This window comes from Pseudomonas sp. B21_DOA, from assembly GCA_030544685.1.
Classification (GTDB): domain Bacteria; phylum Pseudomonadota; class Gammaproteobacteria; order Pseudomonadales; family Pseudomonadaceae; genus Aquipseudomonas; species Aquipseudomonas fluorescens_AO.
Genome location: CP086683.1, coordinates 2543746 through 2565006 on the forward strand (window position 1 = coordinate 2543746; position 21261 = coordinate 2565006).

Consider the following 21261-nt stretch of genomic DNA (forward strand, 5'->3'; position numbering starts at 1 on the left):
TTCCTTGATCGGGACGAGAGTGTTGCCGAGCGTCCGGATCATGGCAACCGCTATTCGGGCTTTTAATTCTGCTTGCCGATGCATCGGCACGAGAAACCCCGTCAACGGTCAACCCCGTATCGGTTTTGGCAGAAATTGCGCTTTTCCTGCGAGCGCTTCCGTGACTAAGCTCAGACCAACCGAATTCCCGCCGAGGTTTCATTTATGTCGCAGCAATGGCCAGCCACCGAGATCGCGCGGATGATCCTCGCCGGCTTCGACGATTACCGCGAACATTTCCGCCGCATCACCGATGGCGCTCGCGAGCGCTTCGAACAGGCGCGCTGGCAGGAGGCGCAGGCCGCGTCGGCGGCGCGGATCAGTCTGTATGAGGAAAAGGTTGGCGAAACCGTCGCTCGCCTGCGCGAGTATTTCGACGAAGAAACCCTGATGAACGTCAGCTGCTGGCCGCTGGTGAAAAGCGCCTACATCAGTGTGATCGACCTGCGCTTTGACGATGAGCTGTCCGAAACCTGGTACAACTCGATTTTCTGCGGGCTGTTCAGCCACGACTTGATCAGCGACGGCTGCATGTTCATCCACACCACGCGCCCGAGCCTGCGCCGGGCCCGCGCTGCGCAAACCCGCACCTATAAGCCGCAGGGCCAGTTGTCCGCCATGCTCGCCAGTATCTTCGCCGACTACCGCTTCAGCGAAGATTACGCCGATTTGCCTGGCGACCTGCTGCGGCTCGAAGCGCAATTACGCGAGAACCTGCCGGACTGGGTGTGCAAGGACCCGGAGCTAAGCGTCGAGCTGTTTTCTTCGGTGCTCTATCGCAACAAAGGCGCGTATCTGGTCGGGCGCATCTACACCCGCGACGAGCAATGGCCGCTGGTGATTCCGCTGTTGCACCGCGAAGGGCGGGGCATTCAGATCGACGCGTTGATTACCGACGAAGCCGATGTGTCGATCATCTTCTCTTTCACCCGTTCGTATTTCATGGTCGATGTACCGGTGCCGGCGGAGTTCATCGGTTTTCTGCGACGCATTCTGCCGGGCAAGCACATCGCCGAGCTGTACACCTCGATCGGCTTCTACAAGCACGGCAAGTCGGAGTTCTACCGCGCGCTGATCAATCACCTGGCCAACACTGACGATCAGTTCATCATGGCCCCGGGCGTGCGCGGCATGGTCATGAGCGTGTTCACCCTGCCGGGTTTCAACACCGTATTCAAAATCATCAAGGACCGTTTCTCACCGTCGAAGAACGTCGATCGCGCCACGGTGATCGAAAAGTATCGTCTGGTGAAAAGCGTCGATCGGGTCGGACGTATGGCCGATACCCAGGAATTTGCCGATTTTCGTTTTCCGCTGAGCAAATTCGATCCGGCGTGTCTGGAGGAATTGCTTGAGGTGGCGCCGTCTACGGTTTCGGTTGAGGGCGAAACCGTGCTGATCCGCCACTGCTGGACCGAACGCCGGATGACCCCGCTCAACCTTTATCTGGAAAATGCCAACGACGCCCAGGTGCGTGAAGCGCTGGAGGATTATGGTCTGGCGATCAAGCAATTGGCGGCGGCAAATATCTTTCCCGGCGACATGCTGCTGAAAAACTTCGGCGTCACCCGCCACGGGCGAGTGGTCTTCTACGACTACGACGAAATCTGCTTCCTGACCGAAGCCAACTTCCGCCACATCCCGGCACCACGCACACCGGAGGACGAAATGGCCTCTGAGCCGTGGTACTCGATCGGACCGCTGGACGTGTTCCCCGAAGAGTTTCCGCCGTTCCTGTTTGCCGATGCCGGACAGCGCAAGTTGTTCGATCAGTTGCACGGCGAGTTGTATAACGCCGATTACTGGAAGGGCTTGCAGGCGGCGATTCGGGCGGGGAAGGTGATTGACGTCTTCCCATATCGGCGCAAAGGGCGGGATAACGAATAACAGCAGCTGCAAGCGGCAAGCTACAAGCTGCAAGTTCCCCGATCGTTCCCATGCTCCGCGTGGGAATGCCTCACCGGACGCTCCGCGTCCGCTTCTGGGACGCGGAGCGTCCCGGCTGCGTTCCCACGCTGAGCGTGGGAACGATCACAACAAGGAGCAGCTGCAAGCGGCAAGCTACAAGCTGCAAGTTAAAAGCCTCAGTGACTTGCGGCTTGTAGCTTGGCGCTTGCAGCTGCTTTTCTGCGACAATCCGCCCCCTGCATAAACAGACGACCGAATTGCCTACCCGATGACCGACGAATCGCCCTCCATCGACAAACTGCTGAAAAACCTCGATCACGCCATGCTCGCTGACCGTCACCGGCTGCGGCGGCAGTTGCTTGAGCTGCGCAAGAAACCCGACGAGGCCAAATTGGCCCAATGGATAGCGCGGATGCAGGCGTCCTGTGATCAGGTGCTGGCGCGCCGTGCCAGCCTGCCGGTGATTCGTTACGACGACAGTTTGCCGATCGCGGCCAAGCGCGACGAGATCAAAAAGGCCCTGGAGCAACATCAGGTGCTGATCATCGCCGGCGAAACCGGCTCGGGTAAAACCACCCAGTTGCCGAAGATCTGTCTGGAAATCGGTCGTGGGCAGCACGGTCTGATCGGCCATACCCAGCCGCGCCGGATTGCCGCGCGCAGCGTTGCCAGCCGTGTCGCCGAAGAACTCGGCACGCCGCTCGGAGCGCTGGTCGGCTATCAGGTGCGTTTCGAAGATCAAAGCGATTCCAACACCCTGATCAAACTGATGACCGACGGCATTCTGCTGGCGGAAACCCAGAACGACCGTTATCTGGAACGCTACGACACGATCATCGTCGACGAAGCCCACGAACGCAGCCTAAACATCGATTTCCTCCTCGGCTACCTGAAAACCCTGCTGCCACGCCGTCCCGACCTCAAGGTCATCATTACTTCGGCGACCATCGATCTGGAGCGATTCTCCAAGCACTTCGATGACGCGCCGATCGTCGAAGTGTCGGGCCGTACTTTTCCTGTGGAAACCTGGTACCGGCCGCTGACCCTGGAGCAGGACGAAGAGGGCAACCGGGTCGAGGATGACCTGACCGTCGATCAGGCGATTCTCGCCACTCTCGACGAAATCGCCGCCTACGAGCGCAGCGAACGACGCAGCCCCGGCGATGTGCTGGTGTTCCTGCCCGGCGAGCGCGAGATTCGCGACGCCGCCGACATGTTGCGCAAGGCCCAGCTCAAACACACCGAAATCCTGCCGCTGTACGCGCGCCTGTCGCCGGCTGAACAGCAGCGGATTTTCCAATCGCACCCGGGCCGCCGCGTGGTGCTGGCGACCAACGTCGCCGAAACCTCGCTGACCGTACCGGGCATTCGCTATGTGATCGACAGCGGCACCGCGCGCATCAGCCGCTACAGCTACCGCGCCAAGGTGCAGCGCTTGCCGATCGAAGCGATTTCCCAGGCCAGCGCCAATCAGCGTAAAGGTCGTTGCGGCCGGGTCGAGCCGGGTATCTGCGTGCGTTTGTACAGCGAAGAGGACTTCCTTGGGCGGCCGGAATTTACCGATCCGGAAATTCTGCGCACCAACCTCGCCGCCGTGATCCTGCAGATGCTCCATCTGCGCCTCGGCGAAATCACCGCGTTCCCGTTTATCGAGCCGCCGGACGGCAAGGCGATCAGCGACGGTTTCAACCTGCTGCAAGAGCTATCGGCGGTGGATCGCAACAGTCAGCTGACACCACTCGGTCGCCAGTTGGCGCGCTTGCCGGTCGACCCGCGCATGGGCCGCATGCTGCTGGAAGCGGCCAAGCTCGGCAGCTTGCAGGAAGTGCTGATTGTCGCCAGCGCCATGTCGATTCAGGACCCGCGCGAGCGTCCGCCGGAGCGTCAGCAAGCGGCGGATCAGGCCCATGCGCAATGGAAGGATCCGGATTCCGACTTCGCCGGGCTGGTCAACTTGTGGCGTGGTTTTGAAGAACAGCGCCAGGCGCTGACCGCCAATCCGCTGCGTAACTGGTGCCGGAAGAACTTCCTCAATTACCTGCGTTTGCGCGAGTGGCGTGATTCTCATCGTCAGTTGAGCCTGATCTGCCGCGACATGCAGTTGAGCCTGAACAAGGAGCCGGCGGATTATCCGAAGCTGCACAAAGCGGTGCTGGTCGGCTTGCTCAGCCAGATCGGTCAGAAAACCGAAGACGGCGATTACCTCGGGGCGCGGCAGCGGCGCTTCTGGATTCATCCGTCGTCGGGCATCGGCAAGAAGCGTCCGCAGTGGCTGATGACTGCTGAGCTGGTCGAAACCACCAAACTCTACGCGCGCATGGTCGCCAAGATCGATGCCGACTGGATCGAGCCGCTGGCCGGGCACCTGATCAAGAAAAACCATTTCGAGCCGCATTGGGAGAAGAAGCGCGGCCAGGTCGTAGCCTATGAGCAGATCACCCTGTTCGGCCTGATCGTGGTCGGTCGCCGCCCGGTGCATTACGGCCCGGTCGATCCGGTGGTGTCGCGTGAGCTGTTTATCCGCGAAGGTCTGGTGCGTGGCGAGATTCAGTCGCGGGCCAAATGCCTGAGCGCCAATCAGAAACTGCTCGAGCAGCTCGACGAACTGGAGGCCAAGGCGCGCCGGCGCGACATTCTCGCCGACGAAGAAACCTTGTACGCCTTCTACGATGCGCGTCTGCCGGCGGAGATCCACCAGACCGCGACCTTCGACAGTTGGTACAAGGTCAACAGCCAGAAAGACCCGCAACTACTGATCATGCGCGAAGAAGACGTGTTGGCCCGCGAGGCCAGTGAAGTCACCGCCCGTGATTACCCGGACACGTTGCACATTGGCGATCTGGAACTGGCGCTGACCTACCATTTCGAACCCAATCACCCGCGCGACGGCGTGACCTTGCGCGTGCCGGCGCCGCTGCTGCCGATGCTGCCGCCGGAGCGTCTGGAATGGCTGGTGCCGGGCTTGATTGAGGCCAAATGCATAGCCCTGGTGCGCAACCTTCCGAAAGCCCTGCGCAAGAACTTCGTGCCAGTGCCGGACTTCATCAAGGCCGCGTTGCAGCGCATGACTTTCGCCGAAGGTTCGCTGCCGCAAGCGCTCGGTCGCGAGCTGCTGCGCATGACCGGCGCGCGGGTCAGCGATGAAGCGTGGGCGGAAGCGGCGCAGCAGGTTGAGAGCCATCTGCGCATGAACCTGGAAATCGTCGATGGCCAGGGCAAGTTCCTTGGCGAAGGCCGCGATTTGGCTGAGTTGACCGCACGCTTCGCCGAAGCCAGCCAGGCCGCGCTGGCGGTGCCGCAGAGTGCGAAAAGTCAGCAGCCGGTCGAGGCAAAAGTCTTCGCGCCGGTAGCAGAAAAGACCCAGCAGAAGATCGCCGGGCTGTCGATGACGGTGTACCCGGCGCTGGTGGAAGAGGGCGGCACGGTCAAGGAGGGGCGTTTCTCCACCCCGGCCGAAGCCGAGTTCCAGCACCGTCGCGCCTTGCAGCGCTTGCTGATGCAGCAACTGGCCGAGCCGGCGAAATTCCTCCGGGGCAAGTTGCCTGGACAGACTGAACTGGGCCTGCTGTACCGCGAACTGGGCCGCGTCGATGCGCTGGTCGAAGACATTCTGTTGGCCAGCCTCGACAGCTGCATTCTCGAAGGCGAAGACCCGTTGCCCCGGGATGGCGCCGGATTGGCGGCATTGGCCGAGCGCAAACGCGGCGACTGGACCGAGCACGCGGAGCGCGTCGCGCGGCTGACGCTGGAAATCCTCAAGATCTGGCACGGTCTGCAAAAACGCTTCAAGGGCAAGATCGATCTGGCGCAAGCGGTGGCACTCAACGACATCAAGCAGCAGATCGGCAATCTGGTCTATCCGGGTTTCGTTCGCGAAACGCCGATGCAGTGGCTCAAGGAGTTGCCGCGATATCTGAAAGCGGTCGAGCAGCGTTTCGAGAAACTTGGCGCACAGGTGCAGAAAGATCGGGTCTGGAGCGGCGAACTTGCTGGCCTGTGGGCGCAATATCAGGCCCGCGCGGCCAAGCATGCGCAGGAAGGCAAGCGTGATCCACAGCTGGAGTTGTACCGCTGGTGGCTGGAGGAATACCGCGTGTCGCTGTTCGCCCAGCAGTTGGGCACCAAAGTGCCGATTTCGGACAAGCGCCTGAGCAAACAGTGGAGCCAGGTCGAGCCTTGACCTGCAGCCATACACAATCCCCCTGTGGAAGTGGTCTTTGTGGCGAGGGGATTTATCCCCGTTGGGTGGCGAAGCCGCCCCAAAATCTACGCCTCGGTTCATCAGATACCGAGCGTGGTGGGTTAGCGACTGCTTCGCAGTCGAACGGGGATAAATCCCTCGCCACAGAGTTGAGTTCATAGAGTGAATGGCAGTTGTGCTTGAGAACGGCGCCAAAACCTCGGGTTTATGGCAAACTTCGCCACCATAACCCGCCGTTTCGCGACCCAGAGCCTTCGCCGTGTCGCGCTGCGCAATAAAACGATGCCAGGTTTGCGTCCCCCGGATGGGAATAGACCCTTTGCGTGTTGGTACGACGGTTCCAGCACTTTCTGCCTGAACAGATTAGAGAAACGACCATGCATAACGTCGTCATCAGCGGCACCGGCCTGTACACACCGGCCAACAGCATCTCCAACGAAGAGCTGGTGCAGTCTTTCAATACCTATGTCGCCCAGTTCAACGCCGATAACGCCGAGGCCATTGCCAGCGGCGAAGTCCAGGCCCTGACCGAATCCAGCGCTGCGTTCATCGAAAAAGCCTCGGGCATCAAGAGTCGCTTTGTCATGGACAAGGACGGCATTCTCGATCCGCTGCGCATGGCCCCGCGCCTGCCCGAGCGTTCCAATGATGAATGGTCGGTGCTGTGCCAAATGGCTGTCGGCGCTGCCGAACAAGCCCTGCAACGTGCCGGCAAAACCGCCGCCGATATCGACGGTGTGATCGTTGCTTGCTCCAACCTGCAACGTGCCTACCCGGCCATCGCCATCGAAGTCCAGGAAGCACTGGGCATTCAGGGTTTCGGCTTCGACATGAACGTGGCGTGTTCTTCGGCCACTTTCGGCATCCAGGCCGCCGCCAACAGCGTGCAACTGGGCCAGGCGCGGGCGATCCTGATGGTCAATCCGGAAGTCTGCACCGGGCACCTGAACTTCCGTGATCGCGACAGCCATTTCATCTTCGGCGATGCCGCGACTGCGGTGATCATCGAGCGCGCGGATCTGGCGACCTCCGAGTTTCAGTTCGACGTGGTCAGCACCAAACTGCTGACCAAGTTCTCCAACAACATCCGCAACAACTTCGGCTTCCTCAACCGCGCGGCAGAAGAGGGCATCGGTGCCCGCGACAAGCTGTTCGTACAGGAAGGCCGCAAGGTGTTCAAGGATGTCTGCCCGATGGTCGCCGAGCTGATTGGCGAGCACCTGGAAGAGAACCAGCTCAACGTTGGCGACGTGAAGCGTTTCTGGCTGCACCAGGCCAACCTGAGCATGAACCACCTGATCGTGCGCAAGCTGCTCGGCCGCGAAGCCACTGAAGAAGAAGCGCCGGTGATTCTCGACAGCTACGCCAACACCAGCTCGGCCGGTTCGGTCATCGCCTTTCACAAATATCAGGATGATCTGGCCTCAGGATCGCTGGCGGTACTCAGTTCGTTCGGCGCCGGTTACTCGATTGGTAGCGTGTTGCTGCGCAAACGCTGAAACAGGTTAATTTCCCCTTAATCGCGTCGATCTTTCCTACATTCGAAGCGGCTGAAACGCTGTAATTTTCGGACATCGCGGCAGGTGCACACCTGCCGCGTTCATTTTCGAAGTCCGGACAAGGGGATTGATGGATGGCGGCTGACGACAACCAACTGCTCACGCGCCTGCTGGCGGGGAGCAAAAGGCTTTCAAGGAACTGGTCACCACGTATCAGAGCGCGATGCGCGCCGTGGCTTACGCGATTGTCGGCCAGCGTCATGTCGAAGAAGTGGTGCAAGATGCCTGGCTGTCGGTGGTGCGCCATCTGGCCAGTTTCGAAGGCCGCTCCAGCCTCAAGACCTGGTTGCTGACCATCACCGCCAATTCGGCCAAGAGCCGCTACAAACTCAATCGCCGGGAAGTCCTGCTCGACGACCTGCCATCGCCCCACGGCACCATCGGTGACGATCGCTTCTCATCCAGCGATGGTCACTGGCTGGTCGCGCCGTTCGCCTGGCACCAGGACACCCCCGAAGCGCTGCTCACCGAAAACGAACTGCGCGAATGCCTCGAACACACGTTGCTGAGTCTGTCCGAGTTGCAGAGCAGTGTCCTGCTGTTGCGCGAACGCCAGGGGCTGGAGCTGGAAGATATCTGTAATCTTCTGGAGATCTCGCTCTCCAATGTCCGCGTGCTGCTGCACCGGGCACGCTTGAAGGTTTTTGCGACCGTGGAACATTTTGAGGAGACAGGAGAATGCTGACCTGCAAGGAGCAAGTGGCACGATCCAGCGATTATCTCGATGGCCGACTGAGCTTTCGCGAGACGCTGATGGTGCGTCATCACCTGTTGTTCTGCCCCAACTGCCGGCGCTTCATGCGGCAGATGCGCGTGATGCAGGCAACCCTGAAGGCGATGCCGGACAAACCGGAAGAGGGAGTGGATGCTTTGGCTGAACGCCTGGCGGCGCAGAGGCGCGACGACAGTCCTTGAAAGAGTCAGCCCGGGGCAGCGTCAGCGAACGGATGATGGGGATCGCTGGCATTGCACCGGGCTGCAGGACATCAGCTTCGAACGACAAGTCGCAAGGGGAGCGGTGACTTGCAGCTTGTCGCTCGAAGCTTGTAGCTGTTTTCTTAGAACTTCGCTTCAGCGTCCAGCTGCAGGGTGTTGGCGTCGGCATCGCGCTGGCCACGGCTGGCGAAGTCGGCCTTGGTCAGGAAGTACGTGGCGCCGACGGCGAAGTTCTTGTCGATGTCGTAACCGACCTTGAACTTGTGCCCGCGCGAGCCAGTGGTGCCGTTGGCAAAGTCGGAGTCGGTGAAGGCGCCGACCACGGCGTTGCGCTGCACGTCGCGATAGTTGTAGTCGAGGTTGAAACCGAACACTTTCGACTTGGCACCGAGCAACCATGCAGTGTCCTGATCGGTCACGGCATCGTTGTTCTTCACGTACTGGCCGTAGAACGACAGTGGCATTGGCAGGCCGCCGATGTCGATCTGGCTGAACCCTTCATACAGACGGAATTCGTTGTTCGCCGAGTTGCCGTTGACCGCCAGGGCGCACGGCGTTGAGGTGCCGGTGCAGCGGCTGTCTTCGTCGTTCTGGTAGGCGTAGACGCTGCCGCCCAAGGTCATTTTTAGGTTGTCGGTGATGTTGAAGCGGCTGCCCAACTGGCCAGCGGTCAGGCGCAGGTCGTGGCGGAATTGCACGCCGTCGCCGTCAACGTTGTCCTTGAGGTTGTAGTTACCCAGGCTGCCGAACAGTTCGGCGCTACCGCCCAGTGGATACTTGTAGGTAACGGCCAGACCTTCCGGGTTGATGTCGCTGTCCCAGATCACGTCGCCCATGCTGACCCACGGTTGCAGCATCTTGCCGCCGATCACGTGCAGGTTCTTGATCTGATCCGGGTGGTAGTCGATGTAGCCGAGGTCGAGCCAGATCTGCTTCTTGTCGAAGTAGTTGTCCTGATCCTGGTTGGTCGAGCGCGCGTCGTCGCCACCGCCAGTGGCGATACGGATGCCGGTGTCTACTTGCGGGTTGATCTCGGTGTAGGCGCCCAGACGCGCACGGATGCGCTGGCGATCCTTGTCGCGGCCGCCGTTGTTCGGCTCGCCGTCGATCTTGATGGTTTCCTGACGGATACGTACGTCGCCCTTGAACTGGGTCTTGGCCGCCCAGGCCAGTTTCTGGTCGAACAGGCTCTGTTCGTTGGTCTTCTTCGCGACCGCAGCCACTTGTTCGTTGGTTTCCTGCTGCGCCTGTTGGGCGATTTGCTGAGCCTTCTGATCCTTGGCCAGTTCTGTTTGCAGCTCGATGTACTGCGCCTGGGAAATCGACCCGTTGGCCTTGAGCATGTCGAGCAGTTTGGCGTCGACTGCAGCACTGGCCGGAACGCTCATGGCCAGCAACAAGCCGCCGCACAGGGCCGCTGCAGTTTTCGTGGAAGCAAGACGCATAGCAATCTCCGAAGATGAAGGGGATGGCTGAACCATCCTGGGCACAACCGGCCTGAAGGCCGGAAAACTGTGTCCGGGTTAGAACCCGGCGCTCTAAAAACAGGCGCCAGTATCGCGATGGTTTATGACAGAGCGGTGGCACAGTGATGGCAGGTTGATGACGATGCGTATCGAGCGTGAACTATCGACCTAGAGCGCTGTCGGCCGATTGAGCGTGTGCAACCGGGTCGCGATCAGCGATACTCGCCGGGCTTTGTCGCCAAGCTGTGGAGTGCCAGTGAATGCCGTTGCAACGCCTGCAAGACCTGTCAGAAATCGCCCCGGCAAGCTGGGATGCGCTGGTGCCGGACAACCAGCCGTTCCTGCGTCACGCCTTCCTCAGCGCGCTGGAGGACAGCGGCAGTGTCGGCCCGCATTCAGGCTGGCAGCCCGAACATTTACTGCATATCGAAGATGATCGACTGATCGCCGCGCTGCCCAGTTACCGCAAATGGCACTCCTACGGCGAGTACGTCTTCGATCACGGCTGGGCCGACGCTTGCGCCCGTGCCGGCATCGATTACTACCCCAAACTGTTGACCGCCGTGCCGTTCAGTCCGGTCAGCGGGCCGCGCTTGCTGGCGGCAAAAGTGGAGGACGGTTTCGAGTTGCTGAAAAGCCTGCCGGGCTATTTGCAGATCGAAGAGCTCTCCAGCGCGCACATCAACTTCACCGATCCGTTTACCGACGCGGCGATGGCGGAACAGCCGGGCTGGCTGCAGCGCATCGGCTGTCAGTATCACTGGCAGAGCCGTGGTTACCGCGACTTTCAGGATTTCCTCGACGCCCTCAGCTCACGCAAGCGCAAACAGATGCGCAAGGAACGCGAGCAAGTGGCGGGGCAGGGCTTTGAGTTCGAGTGGTTGCAGGGGCGTGAGCTGGACGAGGCACAGTGGGACTTTGTTTACGCCTGCTATGCCAACACCTACGCGGTGCGGCGGCAGGCGCCGTATCTGACGCGGGAGTTCTTCAGTCTACTGGCTGAACGCATGCCCGAAGCGATTCGCGTGGTCCTGGCCAAACAGGGCCTCACGGCCGGTGGCGATGGCGTTCAGTCTGGTCGGTGGCGACAGTTTCTACGGACGGTATTGGGGCTGCCTGGCCGAGTTTGATCGGCTGCATTTCGAAACGTGTTTCTATCAGGGCATGGATTACGCGATTGCCCATGGCATCCAGCGTTTCGATGCCGGGGCGCAGGGCGAGCACAAGTTGATTCGCGGCTTTGAACCGGTGATCACCCATTCCTGGCACTACCTGCGCCATCCGGGGTTGAAAGCGGAGGTAAAGGATTTCCTTCAGCAAGAGCGCGCCGGCGTGCTGGCGTATGCCGAAGAGGCCCGGACAGCGTTGCCTTATCGCCAAACCTAGTTCCAGATCCCCTGTGGGAGCGAGCCTGCTCGCGAAGGCGGTGTGTCAGTTAACGCTGATCGTTCCCACGCAGAGCGTGGGAACGATCGTGGAAAGCGGGTAACTCAATCGATGCCGACAAACCCGCCGGTCTGGTGCGCCCACAACCGCGCATACAAGCCGCGATGGGCGAGCAGTTCGGCGTGGGTGCCGCTTTCGGCGATCTTGCCGTCTCTCCAGCACCACCAGGCGGTCCATGCGCGCGATGGTCGAGAGACGGTGGGCGATGGCGATCACGGTTTTGCCCTGCATCAAGGTCTCGAGGCTTTCCTGAATCGCCGCTTCGACTTCCGAATCCAGCGCCGAGGTGGCTTCGTCCATGATCAGGATCGGCGCGTCCTTGAGCAGCACCCGCGCAATCGCGATGCGCTGGCGCTGACCGCCGGACAGTTTCACCCCGCGCTCGCCGACATGCGCATCGAAACCGGTACGGCCTTCAGCGTCGGACAGCAGCGGGATGAACTCATCGGCGCGAGCCTTGTGCACCGCCTCCCACAGTTCGGCGTCGGTGGCGTCGGGTTTGCCGTAGAGCAAGTTGTCGCGGATCGAGCGATGCAGCAGCGAGGTGTCCTGAGTGATCATGCCGATCCGTGCGCGCAGGCTTTCCTGGCCGACTTCGGCGATGTTCTGCCCATCGATCAGGATGCGTCCGCCCTCGACGTCGTACAGGCGCAGGAGAAGGTTGACCAGGGTTGATTTGCCGGCGCCGGACGGGCCGATCAAACCGATTTTTTCCCCGGTTTGATGTTCAGGTTGAGGTCGCCGATGATCCCGCGCTTCTTCCCGTAGTGAAAATCCACGTGCTCGAAACGCACTTCGCCCGAGGCGACAGCCAGCGGTTGGGCCTGCTCGCGGTCGGTGACGCTGACCGGTTGCGAAATCGTCCGCAGACCGTCCTGCACCATGCCGATGTTTTCGAAGATTCCGGTGACCACCCACATGATCCAGCCGGACATGTTGACGATGCGAATCACCAGGCCGGTGGCCAGGGCAATCGCGCCGACGGTGATCAGCGACTGCGTCCACAGCCACAAGGCCAGGGCGGTGGTGCCGACAATCAGCAGGCCGTTCATGGTGGTGATCGCCACGTCCATGCTGGTCACCACGCGACCGGCCATTTGCGCTTTGACGGTCTGTTCTTCGATCGCTTCCTTGGCGTAGTGCTGTTCGAAGTTGGTGTGGGCGAACAGTTTCAGCGTGGCGATATTGGTGTAGCCGTCGACGATACGGCCCATCAGTTTCGAGCGTGCGTCAGAAGCCTCTACCGAGCGCTCTTTCACGCGCGGCACGAAGTAATACAGCGCGCCGATGTAAGCGACGATCCAGGTCAGCAACGGGATCATCAGGCGCCAGTCGGCTTCGGCGAACAGCACCAGCGAGCTGATCGCGTAGATCACCACGTGCCACAGCGCATCGACTGCCTGCACGGCGGAGTCGCGCAGCGAGTTGCCGGTCTGCATGATGCGCTGGGCGATGCGCCCGGCGAAGTCGTTCTGGAAGAAGTTCAGGCTCTGCTTGAGCACGTAACTGTGGTTCTGCCAGCGGATCATGCTGGTCATGCCGGGGCTCAGGGTCTGATGCACCAGCAGGTCGTGCAGGGCAAAGAAGATCGGTCGCAGCACCAGAGCGACCACCAGCATCCAGGTCAATTCGAGGGCGTGGTCGCTGAAGAAATTCGGGTTGGGCGTGCCTTGGGCCAGATCGATGATGCGGCTCAGGTAGCTGAACAGCGCTACTTCGATCAACGAGGCAAACAGGCCGATGACGAGCAGGGCAGCGAAACTCGGCCAGACCTGCTTCAGGTAATAGACGTAGAAGGGCCAGACGCGGTCCGGCGGGGACGCCGTCGGGGCGTCGCGGAAGATATCGATCAGTTGTTCGAAACGGCGATAGAGCATCAGATAACCGCCCGGAATCCGGGCTCTCCTTTATCAGTGCGAGCGGCGCAGGCTCAGCCCCACGCCGCTCGATATGCCCGGTGAAACTCAGTCGATGCGCTTGGCCGACTTGATGATCACAGGGTCGACAGGCACGTCTCTGCATGCCTTGTTTGGTGGTGGTCGGCGAGTTGACGATGATGTCCACGACATCCATGCCCTTGACCACTTTGGCGAACACCGCGTAACCGGCGTCACGACCCGGATCGAGGAAGGCGTTGTCGGCAACGTTGATGAAGAACTGGCTGGTCGCCGAATCAGGGTTGGAAGTACGCGCCATCGACAGGGTACCGCGAACGTTGTGCAGGCCATTGCTGGCTTCGTTCTTGATCGGCGCCTTGGTCTCTTTCTGTTGCATTTGCTGGGTGAAGCCGCCGCCCTGAGCCATGAAGCCCGGGATCACGCGGTGGAAAATGGTGTTGTTGTAGAAGCCGCTGTCGACGTATTCAAGGAAGTTCTTCGTGCTGATCGGTGCCTTGACCGGGTCCAGTTCGATTTCGATCTGGCCGTTGGTGGTGTCCAGCAGCACGTGGGGCGCCTTGGCCGGGGTAGCAGCCATCAGGTTGGCGGCAAACAGTACGGAGCCGGCGGCGAGGGCGAGTTTTTTCAGCATGGGTCAGTGATCCTGAGAGTGAAGGTCGGCTGTGGCGAGAAAATCCAGCAGCGTGTGATTGAAGCGTTCGGGTTGATCGAGCGGGGTGGCATGGCGCGAATCGGCGATGACCACCAGCCGCGCATCCGGCAGCAGTTTTACATAGGTTTCCTTTAACGCCACCGGTGTGTAGTCACGGTCGGCGCTGATGACGAGCGTTGGACAGGACACCCGGGAAAGTCGTTCCTGGACGCCCCAGCCCACGATCGCATCGAAGCTGGCGAGATAAGCACGTTTGTCGTTTTTTGCCCAGCGTTCGGCCATTTTCCGCCGCAGATCGGCCTGTTCCGACTTGGGAAAAAGTTTGCTGCCGAGGGCTTTGCCGATGGTTTCCAGGCTGAGCAGGCGCATCAGGCTCCAGCGTTTGAACCACTGCCAGTAGTCATCGCGCGTGCGCAATTTGACCTGAGGTGCGCTGTTGACGATGGTCAGGCTCTTGAGTGCCTGCGGCTGATCGACGGCGAGTTGAAAGCCGATCATCCCGCCCATCGACAGCCCGACGTAATGTACCGGGCCGAGGCGCAGGTGCTCGATCAACGCCAGCAGGTCGGCGCTGAACCCGGCGATGCTGTAGCGCTCGCGGGGTTTGTCCGAGCGCCCGTGGCCGCGAATGTCCGGGACGATCACCCGGTAGTGCGCAGCTAGCGCCGGGATCTGCATTTCCCAGTCCAGGGTGCTCGAGCCGAGCCCGTGAACCAGCAGCAACGGCGCACCGTGGCCATATTCCTCGTAGTGCAGGTTGCAACCTTCGTGCTCGAAATACGCCATCGGTGAACTCCGTGTCAGGCTTGTTCTGGTGCGGCAAACGGTGCGTCCAGCGGCAAGGTGTCGAAGGTGCGCAACAATTCGATTAGGATTTGTGTGGCCGGGCCCAGGGGCTTGTCCTTGTTCGAATACAGATAGAAGCTCGAATTGCGGCTGCCGCCCCGATCCAACGGTAGCAGCTTGAGCGAGCCATCCTTGAGTTCGCGGTCGATCATGTGTCGCGGCAGCCAGGCAAAGCCCAGGCCGCTGCTGACGAAGGTCGCGGCGGTGGCGAGGCTGCCGACGGTCCAGCGCTGCTCGGCGCCGAGCCAGCCGACATCGCGCGGCTGCTGGCGGCCGGAGTCGCGGATCACCACTTGCATCTGGGTTTCCAGATCCTGAAAGCTCAGCTCGCGGTTGAGCCGGTGCAGCGGGTGGTCAGGATGGGCAACGGCGACGAACTCGACATCGCTCAACTCCGCACCCAGGTAGCCCGGAATGCTCAGGCCGGTGATGGCCAGATCCGCCACGCCTTCGAGCAGCACTTCCTCGACGCCCGACAACACTTCCTCACGCAGACGCACGCGGCAGCCGCGACTCTGCGGCATGAACGCGGTCAGGGCGCGGACGATCCGCGCGCTTGGGTAGGCCGCATCCACCACCAGCCGCACTTCCGCTTCCCAGCCTTGCTCCATGTGATGCGCGAGGTCTTCGAGTTGGCTGGCCTGTTTCACCAGTTGCCGGGAACGGCGCAGCAATACGCCGCCGGCTTCGGTGAGCACAGCTTTGCGCCCATCGATGCGCAGCAACGGCACGCCGAGCTGATCCTGCATGCGGGCGACGGTGTAGCTCACCGATGATTGCGAACGGTGCAGGGCCTCGGCGGCCTGGGCGAATCCGCCGTGGTCGACCACGGCCTGCAACGTTCGCCATTGATCAAGGGTCACGCGGGGCGCTTTCATCAATAGCTCCTCTTGTCCTAAGCTGGCCGTCCCTCATGGAGACTGCCGAATGAAAAAATTCTGTTGTGTGGTGCTGGCGCTGCTGCCGCTGACCGCGTTTGCCTATCCGATTGATGTGCAGAAAGATCTCAACGGCATGAAGATCGACTTCGAGACGTTCGATACCGACAACGACATCGGCTCGATCCGCGTGGCCAACTACGGTGATGTCGACGCGACCTGCCGTGCGGTGTTCAGCAACGGCCCGGAAGCACCACGCACGCGCAGCATCGATGTGCCGGCCGGCAAGCATAAAAACGCCACGGCCAAGTTCACCCGCGAAATCATCAAGCTGCGCATCAAACTGACCTGCACCCCGAAATAAGCTCGGTCTTGTGAACACCGTGGATCCATTGTGGGAGCGAGCCTGCTCGCGAAGACGGAGTGTCATCCAGAGATGATGTGACTGACATTCCGCTTTCGCGAGCAGGCTCGCTCCCGCATGGGTATTTGGGTTTAGCTTATAAACGAATTTATCGATGGGTTACAGCGGATATTTGCGCTTTTTCATCGATTCGACTCTGTTTAACCTTCACTCCATCGACTTACAACATATTCGGATGGAGGCTACACACCATGTCCCGCGTTCTGATCATCGAAAGCAGTGCCCGCCAGCAAGACTCGGTTTCCCGTCAATTGACCCAGACCTTCATCGCTCAGTGGAAAGCCGCGCACCCTGCCGATCAGATCACCGTGCGTGACCTCGCCGCGAACCCGGTGCCGCATCTGGACGCCAACTTGCTGGGTGGCTGGATGAAGCCTGCCGAACAGCGCAATGCCAGCGAACAGGCGTCCCTGGACCGCTCCAACCAATTGACTGATGAGCTGCTTGCCGCCGACGTGCTGGTGATGGCTGCACCGATGTACAACTTTGCGATCCCGAGCACGCTCAAGGCCTGGCTCGATCATGTGCTGCGCGCCGGGGTGACCTTCAAATATACCGAGACTGGCCCGCAAGGTCTGCTCAGCGGCAAGCGTGCCTTTGTCCTGACCGCTCGCGGCGGTGTGTATGCCGGTGGTCCGGCGGATCATCAGGAACCGTACCTGCGGCAGGTGATGGGTTTCATCGGCATCAACGACGTGACCTTTATCCATGCCGAGGGCATGAACCTGGGCGGTGACTTCCAGGAGAAGGGCCTGAATCAGGCCAACGCCAAATTGTCTCAGGTCGCTTGATCGGTTAATCGCCAGATAATCGCTGGATGGTCTAGTGACCTGGCGCAACCCCTTCAAGGTTCCACGCGCATCGAACCTCCCTTTGCACTTTTGCTCCTGAGTGCTGTAGCCCGATTGAACGCTTTAGCGAGATCGGGCTTTTTTTGTCTGCGATTTTTCTGAACACTGCACATCCGAATTTCACATAAGTCCCTGTGGGAGCGGGCTTGCCCGCGATGGCGGAGTGTCAGTCGACAAATACTTGCCTGACACTCCTCATCGCGGGCAAGCCCGCTCCCACAGGGATTTGTGTTGTTCGAGGGTTCGCGGTCTGGCGCAAAACCCGCTATCGTCGCCGCCATTCGATTTTCGAGGCGAGCATGGGCTATCTACTTTTTGTGACGCTGATCCAGGCGTTTTCCTTCAGTCTGATCGGCGAATACCTGGCCGGGCATGTCGACAGTTACTTTGCGGTGCTGGTGCGTGTGGTGCTGGCGGGGCTGGTGTTTATTCCGTTGACGCGCTGGCGCTCGGTAGAGCCGGCGTTCATGCGTGGCATGTTGCTGATCGGTGCGCTGCAGTTTGGTGTGACTTACGTCTGCCTGTACCTGAGCTTCCGTGTGCTGACGGTGCCGGAGGTGTTGCTATTCACCATCCTCACGCCGCTGCATGTGACGTTGATCGAAGACGCGCTGAACCGCCGCTTCAATCCGTGGGCATTGGTTGCCGCGCTGGTCGCTGTGGGCGGTGCAGCGGTGATTCGCTTCGACAGCATCAGTCCGGACTTCTTCATGGGCTTCCTGCTGCTACAACTGGCCAACTTCACCTACGCCGCCGGGCAAGTTTTGTACAAGCATCTGGTGGCGAAGCATCCGAGCGATCTGCCACATTACCGGCGCTTCGGTTACTTCTACCTCGGCGCGTTAATGGTGGTGCTGCCTGCGTTCCTGTTGTTCGGCAAGTCGAACTTCCTGCCGGAAGCGCCGCTGCAATGGGCGGTGTTGCTGTTCCTCGGTTTGGTGTCGACGGCGTTGGGCCTGTATTGGTGGAACAAAGGCGCGTGCATGGTCAACGGCGGCACGCTGGCGGTGATGAACAACCTGCATGTGCCGGTGGGGCTGCTGTTGAATCTGCTGATCTGGAATCAGCATGAGGAACTGGGGCGGTTGTTCCTCGGCGGGGGTGTGATTCTGGCAGCGGTGTGGATCAGCAGACTGGGCGTACGAAAAAACCGGTCACTGCATAACCCCTGTGGGAGCGAGCCTGCTCGCGAAGGCGTTGGGTCAGATAAGTATGGATCGACTGACACATTGCATTCGCGAGCAGGCTCGCTCCCACATTGGATCTTTGGGTTACATCAGGTGTTTTTCCGGCTGCGGAATACTCGCCGAGCCCAACACCGCTGGCAGCAAGCCTGCGCGCAAATCCCCGCCGCTCGGCTGCTGATACAGGCTCAGCCCAAACTCCGGCAACACCGCCAGCAGGTAGTCAAAAATATCCCCCTGAATCCGCTCGTAATCGGCCCACACCGTGGTGCGGGTGAAGCAGTAGATTTCCAGCGGAATGCCCTGCGCGGTGGTCTGCATCTGCCGGACCATGCAGGTCATGTTCGGCTGAATCTCCGGATGACTCTTCAGATACGCCAGCGCATAGGCGCGGAAGGTGCCGATGTTGGTCATGCGGCGGCGGTTGGCCGACATGGCTGCGACATTGCCCTGGGCTTCGTTCCAGGCCTTGAGCTCGGCTTTCTTTCGGCCCATGTAGTCGGTCAGCAGGTGCACCTGCGAGAGCTTTTCTTCCTCGTCGTCGCGGATGAAGCGCACGCCGCTGGCATCGATGAACAGGCTGCGTTTGATCCGCCGACCGCCCGATTGCTGCATGCCACGCCAGTTCTTGAACGACTCGGACATCAGCCGCCAGGTCGGGATCGAGACGATCGTCTTGTCGAAATTCTGCACCTTGACCGTGTGCAGCGTGATGTCGACCACGTCGCCATCGGCGCCGACTTGCGGCATCTCGATCCAGTCGCCGACCCGCAGCATGTCGTTGCTGGTCAGCTGCACGCTGGCGACGAACGACAGCAGCGTGTCCTTGTAGACCAACAGAATCACCGCCGACATCGCACCCAGACCGGACAATAGCAACAGCGGCGAGCGGTCGATCAGGGTGGCGACGATAATGATCGCGCCGAACACGTACAAGACCATTTTCGTCAACTGCACATAGCCTTTGATCGAGCGGGTGCGAGCGTGTTCGGTGCGTGCGTAGATGTCGAGCAGGGCGTTGAGCAGGGCGCTGACCGCCAGCAGCAGGAAGAGGATGGTGAAGGCCAGGGCGACGTTGCCGAGAAAATTCATCGCGTTTTTGCTCAGCTCCGGCACCAGGTGCAGGCCGAACTGGATCACCAGCGACGGCGTCATCTGCGCCAGCCGTTGAAACACCTTGTTGTGGCGAAAATCGTTGATCCAGTGCAGCGCCGGTTGGCGGCCGAGCATGCGGCTGGCGTGCAGGATCAGATAACGGGCCACTCGTCCGAGCACCAGCGCGATGACCAGCAGCACCAACAGCGCCAGTCCCGATTGCAGAAGTGGGTGCTCTTCGAGCGTGCCCCAGAGGCCTTGGGCTTTGAGCCAGAGCTGTTTGATATCCATGAGCGAAACGTTTCTTCTGTAAGACGCGAGGGCCGATTAGAGCATTTAAAACGCTGTGTATTGCAGCGAGTGACAAATCGGGCAACAAAAAAACCACTGATTGTCGCCGTTTGCACAAAGAAACTCGGCCTGAGCGCTCGAAACCGGTAACCTATGCAGCTGTTTTTTTGCATATCTTCGAGGTAGCACCCGTGTTTTCCCAATTCGCCCTGCACGAACGCCTGCTCAAAGCCGTGGCCGAGCTGAAATTTGTCGAGCCAACGCCAGTGCAAGCCGCGGCCATCCCGCTGGCGCTCCAAGGGCGTGATCTGCGGGTGACGGCGCAAACCGGTAGCGGCAAAACCGCCGCTTTCGTCCTGCCGATTCTCAATCGCCTGATCGGCCCGGCGAAGATCCGCGTCAGCATCAAGACGCTGATCCTGCTGCCAACCCGTGAACTGGCCCAGCAGACTTTGAAGGAAGTCGAACGCTTCTCGCAGTTCACCTTCATCAAGTCCGGCCTGATCACTGGCGGCGAAGACTTTAAAGTCCAGGCCGCAATGCTGCGCAAAGTGCCGGACATCCTCATCGGCACTCCGGGGCGGATGATCGAGCAGCTCAACGCTGGCAACCTCGACCTGAAAGAAGTCGAAGTGCTGGTGCTCGACGAGGCCGACCGCATGCTCGACATGGGATTCGCCGAGGACGTGCAGCGTCTGGTCGATGAGTGCCCGAACCGTCAGCAGACCATGCTGTTCTCCGCCACCACCGGCGGTTCCGGCCTGCGCGAGATGATCGCCAAGGTCCTGAACAACCCGGAGCACCTGCAGCTCAACGCGGTCAGCCAGCTCAACTCGACGACTCGTCAGCAAATCATCACCGCCGACCACAATCAGCACAAAGAGCAGATTGTGAACTGGCTGCTGGCCAACGAGACCTACCAGAAGGCCATCGTCTTCACCAACACCCGCGCCATGGCCGACCGCATCTACGGCCGTCTGGTGGCTCAGGAATACAAAGCGTTCGTGCTGCACGGCGAGAAAGACCAGAAGGATCGCAAACTGGCGATCGATCGTTTGAAGCAGGGCGGCGTGAAGATCCTCGTCGCCACTGACGTTGCGGCCCGTGGTCTGGACGTCGACGGTCTGGATCTGGTGATCAACTTCGACATGCCACGCAGCGGCGACGAATACGTGCACCGCATCGGTCGTACCGGCCGTGCCGGCAACGATGGCCTGGCGATCTCGCTGATCTGCCACGGCGACTGGAACCTGATGTCGAGCATCGAGCGCTACCTGAAGCAGAGCTTCGAGCGCCGCACCATCAAGGAAGTCAAAGGCACCTACGGCGGGCCGAAAAAGGTCAAGGCTTCGGGCAAAGCCGTCGGCGTGAAGAAGAAAAAGACCGACGCCAAGGGCGACAAGAAGAAAACCGCCGCCAAGACGCCGACCAAGCGCAAGAGCGTCAACCGTCCAAAGCCGGATTCTCTGGTCAGCAGCGACGGCATGGCCCCGCTCAAGCGTCGTAAGCCAGCCGAGCCTGCGGCTGAGTAAGCTTTAGCAGCGCATATAAAAAACCGGACATTGTCCGGTTTTTTCGCCTCAACTG

Annotated in this window: 11 protein-coding genes and 5 pseudogenes; 10 read left to right on the forward strand and 6 right to left on the reverse strand. The window is 60.4% G+C overall.

Features of this window, described 5'->3' with window-relative positions; genetic code table 11:
• Positions 1–204: 204 nt before the first annotated feature.
• The 5 genes and pseudogenes from aceK to LJU32_11700 all read left to right on the forward strand — a co-directional run bounded on the left by aceK (position 205) and on the right by LJU32_11700 (position 8622).
• The gene (gene aceK, locus LJU32_11680) at positions 205–1926 is read left to right on the forward strand and encodes a bifunctional isocitrate dehydrogenase kinase/phosphatase (protein ID WKV90716.1); all 1722 of its coding nucleotides are present in this window, start codon (positions 205–207) and stop codon (positions 1924–1926) included.
• 289 nt (positions 1927–2215) lie between these two features.
• Positions 2216–6127: an ATP-dependent RNA helicase HrpA gene (gene hrpA, locus LJU32_11685; protein WKV90717.1), complete on the forward strand. Its 3912-nt coding sequence runs from the start codon at positions 2216–2218 to the stop codon at positions 6125–6127.
• Positions 6128–6525: 398 nt separating this feature from the next.
• Positions 6526–7647, forward strand: a complete 1122-nt coding sequence (locus LJU32_11690) for a beta-ketoacyl-ACP synthase III (GenBank protein WKV90718.1) — start codon at positions 6526–6528, stop codon at positions 7645–7647.
• Positions 7648–7781: 134 nt separating this feature from the next.
• A pseudogene (locus LJU32_11695) lies at positions 7782–8392 on the forward strand (sigma-70 family RNA polymerase sigma factor).
• On the forward strand, positions 8386–8622 hold the full coding sequence (locus tag LJU32_11700) for a zf-HC2 domain-containing protein (GenBank protein ID WKV90719.1): 237 nt from the start codon (positions 8386–8388) through the stop codon (positions 8620–8622). Before LJU32_11695 ends, LJU32_11700 begins: the two are co-directional and overlap by 7 nt.
• Before the next feature lie 143 nt (positions 8623–8765).
• Here the strand turns inward: LJU32_11700 and LJU32_11705 are convergent, their stop codons facing one another.
• Positions 8766–10088: a putative porin gene (locus tag LJU32_11705; GenBank protein ID WKV90720.1), complete on the reverse strand. Its 1323-nt coding sequence runs from the start codon at positions 10086–10088 to the stop codon at positions 8766–8768.
• A 281-nt stretch (positions 10089–10369) separates the two neighbouring features.
• Here LJU32_11705 and LJU32_11710 point away from each other — a divergent pair.
• A pseudogene (locus LJU32_11710) lies at positions 10370–11495 on the forward strand (GNAT family N-acetyltransferase).
• Positions 11496–11599: 104 nt separating this feature from the next.
• Here the strand turns inward: LJU32_11710 and LJU32_11715 are convergent.
• The 4 genes and pseudogenes from LJU32_11715 to LJU32_11730 form a co-directional block, all read right to left on the reverse strand.
• Positions 11600–13432 (reverse strand): annotated as a pseudogene (locus LJU32_11715) (ABC transporter ATP-binding protein/permease).
• A gap of 87 nt (positions 13433–13519) precedes the next feature.
• Positions 13520–14084: pseudogene (locus LJU32_11720) on the reverse strand (peptidylprolyl isomerase).
• A gap of 3 nt (positions 14085–14087) precedes the next feature.
• Entirely contained in the window at positions 14088–14891 is an 804-nt protein-coding gene (locus LJU32_11725) for an alpha/beta hydrolase (GenBank protein ID WKV90721.1), read from the reverse strand.
• A 14-nt stretch (positions 14892–14905) separates the two neighbouring features.
• Complete coding sequence (locus tag LJU32_11730; GenBank protein ID WKV90722.1) at positions 14906–15829, reverse strand: LysR family transcriptional regulator; 924 nt, start codon at positions 15827–15829, stop codon at positions 14906–14908.
• A 49-nt stretch (positions 15830–15878) separates the two neighbouring features.
• On the opposite strand from LJU32_11730, the gene LJU32_11735 reads away from it, so the two are divergent.
• From LJU32_11735 to LJU32_11745, 3 genes and pseudogenes are all read left to right on the forward strand, one after another.
• Positions 15879–16193, forward strand: a complete 315-nt coding sequence (locus LJU32_11735; GenBank protein ID WKV90723.1) for a 3-phosphoglycerate kinase — start codon at positions 15879–15881, stop codon at positions 16191–16193.
• 251 nt (positions 16194–16444) lie between these two features.
• On the forward strand, positions 16445–17044 hold the full coding sequence (locus tag LJU32_11740; GenBank protein WKV90724.1) for an FMN-dependent NADH-azoreductase: 600 nt from the start codon (positions 16445–16447) through the stop codon (positions 17042–17044).
• A 359-nt stretch (positions 17045–17403) separates the two neighbouring features.
• Positions 17404–18252: pseudogene (locus LJU32_11745) on the forward strand (carboxylate/amino acid/amine transporter).
• A gap of 123 nt (positions 18253–18375) precedes the next feature.
• Here LJU32_11745 and LJU32_11750 read toward each other — a convergent pair.
• The gene (locus tag LJU32_11750; protein WKV90725.1) at positions 18376–19674 is read right to left on the reverse strand and encodes a mechanosensitive ion channel family protein; all 1299 of its coding nucleotides are present in this window, start codon (positions 19672–19674) and stop codon (positions 18376–18378) included.
• 191 nt (positions 19675–19865) lie between these two features.
• Between LJU32_11750 and LJU32_11755 the strand changes: the two genes are divergently transcribed.
• Positions 19866–21206: a DEAD/DEAH box helicase gene (locus tag LJU32_11755; protein WKV90726.1), complete on the forward strand. Its 1341-nt coding sequence runs from the start codon at positions 19866–19868 to the stop codon at positions 21204–21206.
• Positions 21207–21261: the final 55 nt, after the last annotated feature.

Bases quoted from the DNA above. Each gene is read 5' to 3' on its own strand.
- aceK (WKV90716.1), top strand. From the start codon at position 205: ATGTCGCAGCAATGGCCAGCCACCGAGATCGCGCGGATGATCCTCGCC.
- hrpA (WKV90717.1), top strand. From the start codon at position 2,216: ATGACCGACGAATCGCCCTCCATCGACAAACTGCTGAAAAACCTCGAT.
- LJU32_11690 (WKV90718.1), top strand. From the start codon at position 6,526: ATGCATAACGTCGTCATCAGCGGCACCGGCCTGTACACACCGGCCAAC.
- LJU32_11700 (WKV90719.1), top strand. From the start codon at position 8,386: ATGCTGACCTGCAAGGAGCAAGTGGCACGATCCAGCGATTATCTCGAT.
- LJU32_11705 (WKV90720.1), bottom strand. From the start codon at position 10,088: ATGCGTCTTGCTTCCACGAAAACTGCAGCGGCCCTGTGCGGCGGCTTG.
- LJU32_11725 (WKV90721.1), bottom strand. From the start codon at position 14,891: ATGGCGTATTTCGAGCACGAAGGTTGCAACCTGCACTACGAGGAATAT.
- LJU32_11730 (WKV90722.1), bottom strand. From the start codon at position 15,829: ATGAAAGCGCCCCGCGTGACCCTTGATCAATGGCGAACGTTGCAGGCC.
- LJU32_11735 (WKV90723.1), top strand. From the start codon at position 15,879: ATGAAAAAATTCTGTTGTGTGGTGCTGGCGCTGCTGCCGCTGACCGCG.
- LJU32_11740 (WKV90724.1), top strand. From the start codon at position 16,445: ATGTCCCGCGTTCTGATCATCGAAAGCAGTGCCCGCCAGCAAGACTCG.
- LJU32_11750 (WKV90725.1), bottom strand. From the start codon at position 19,674: ATGGATATCAAACAGCTCTGGCTCAAAGCCCAAGGCCTCTGGGGCACG.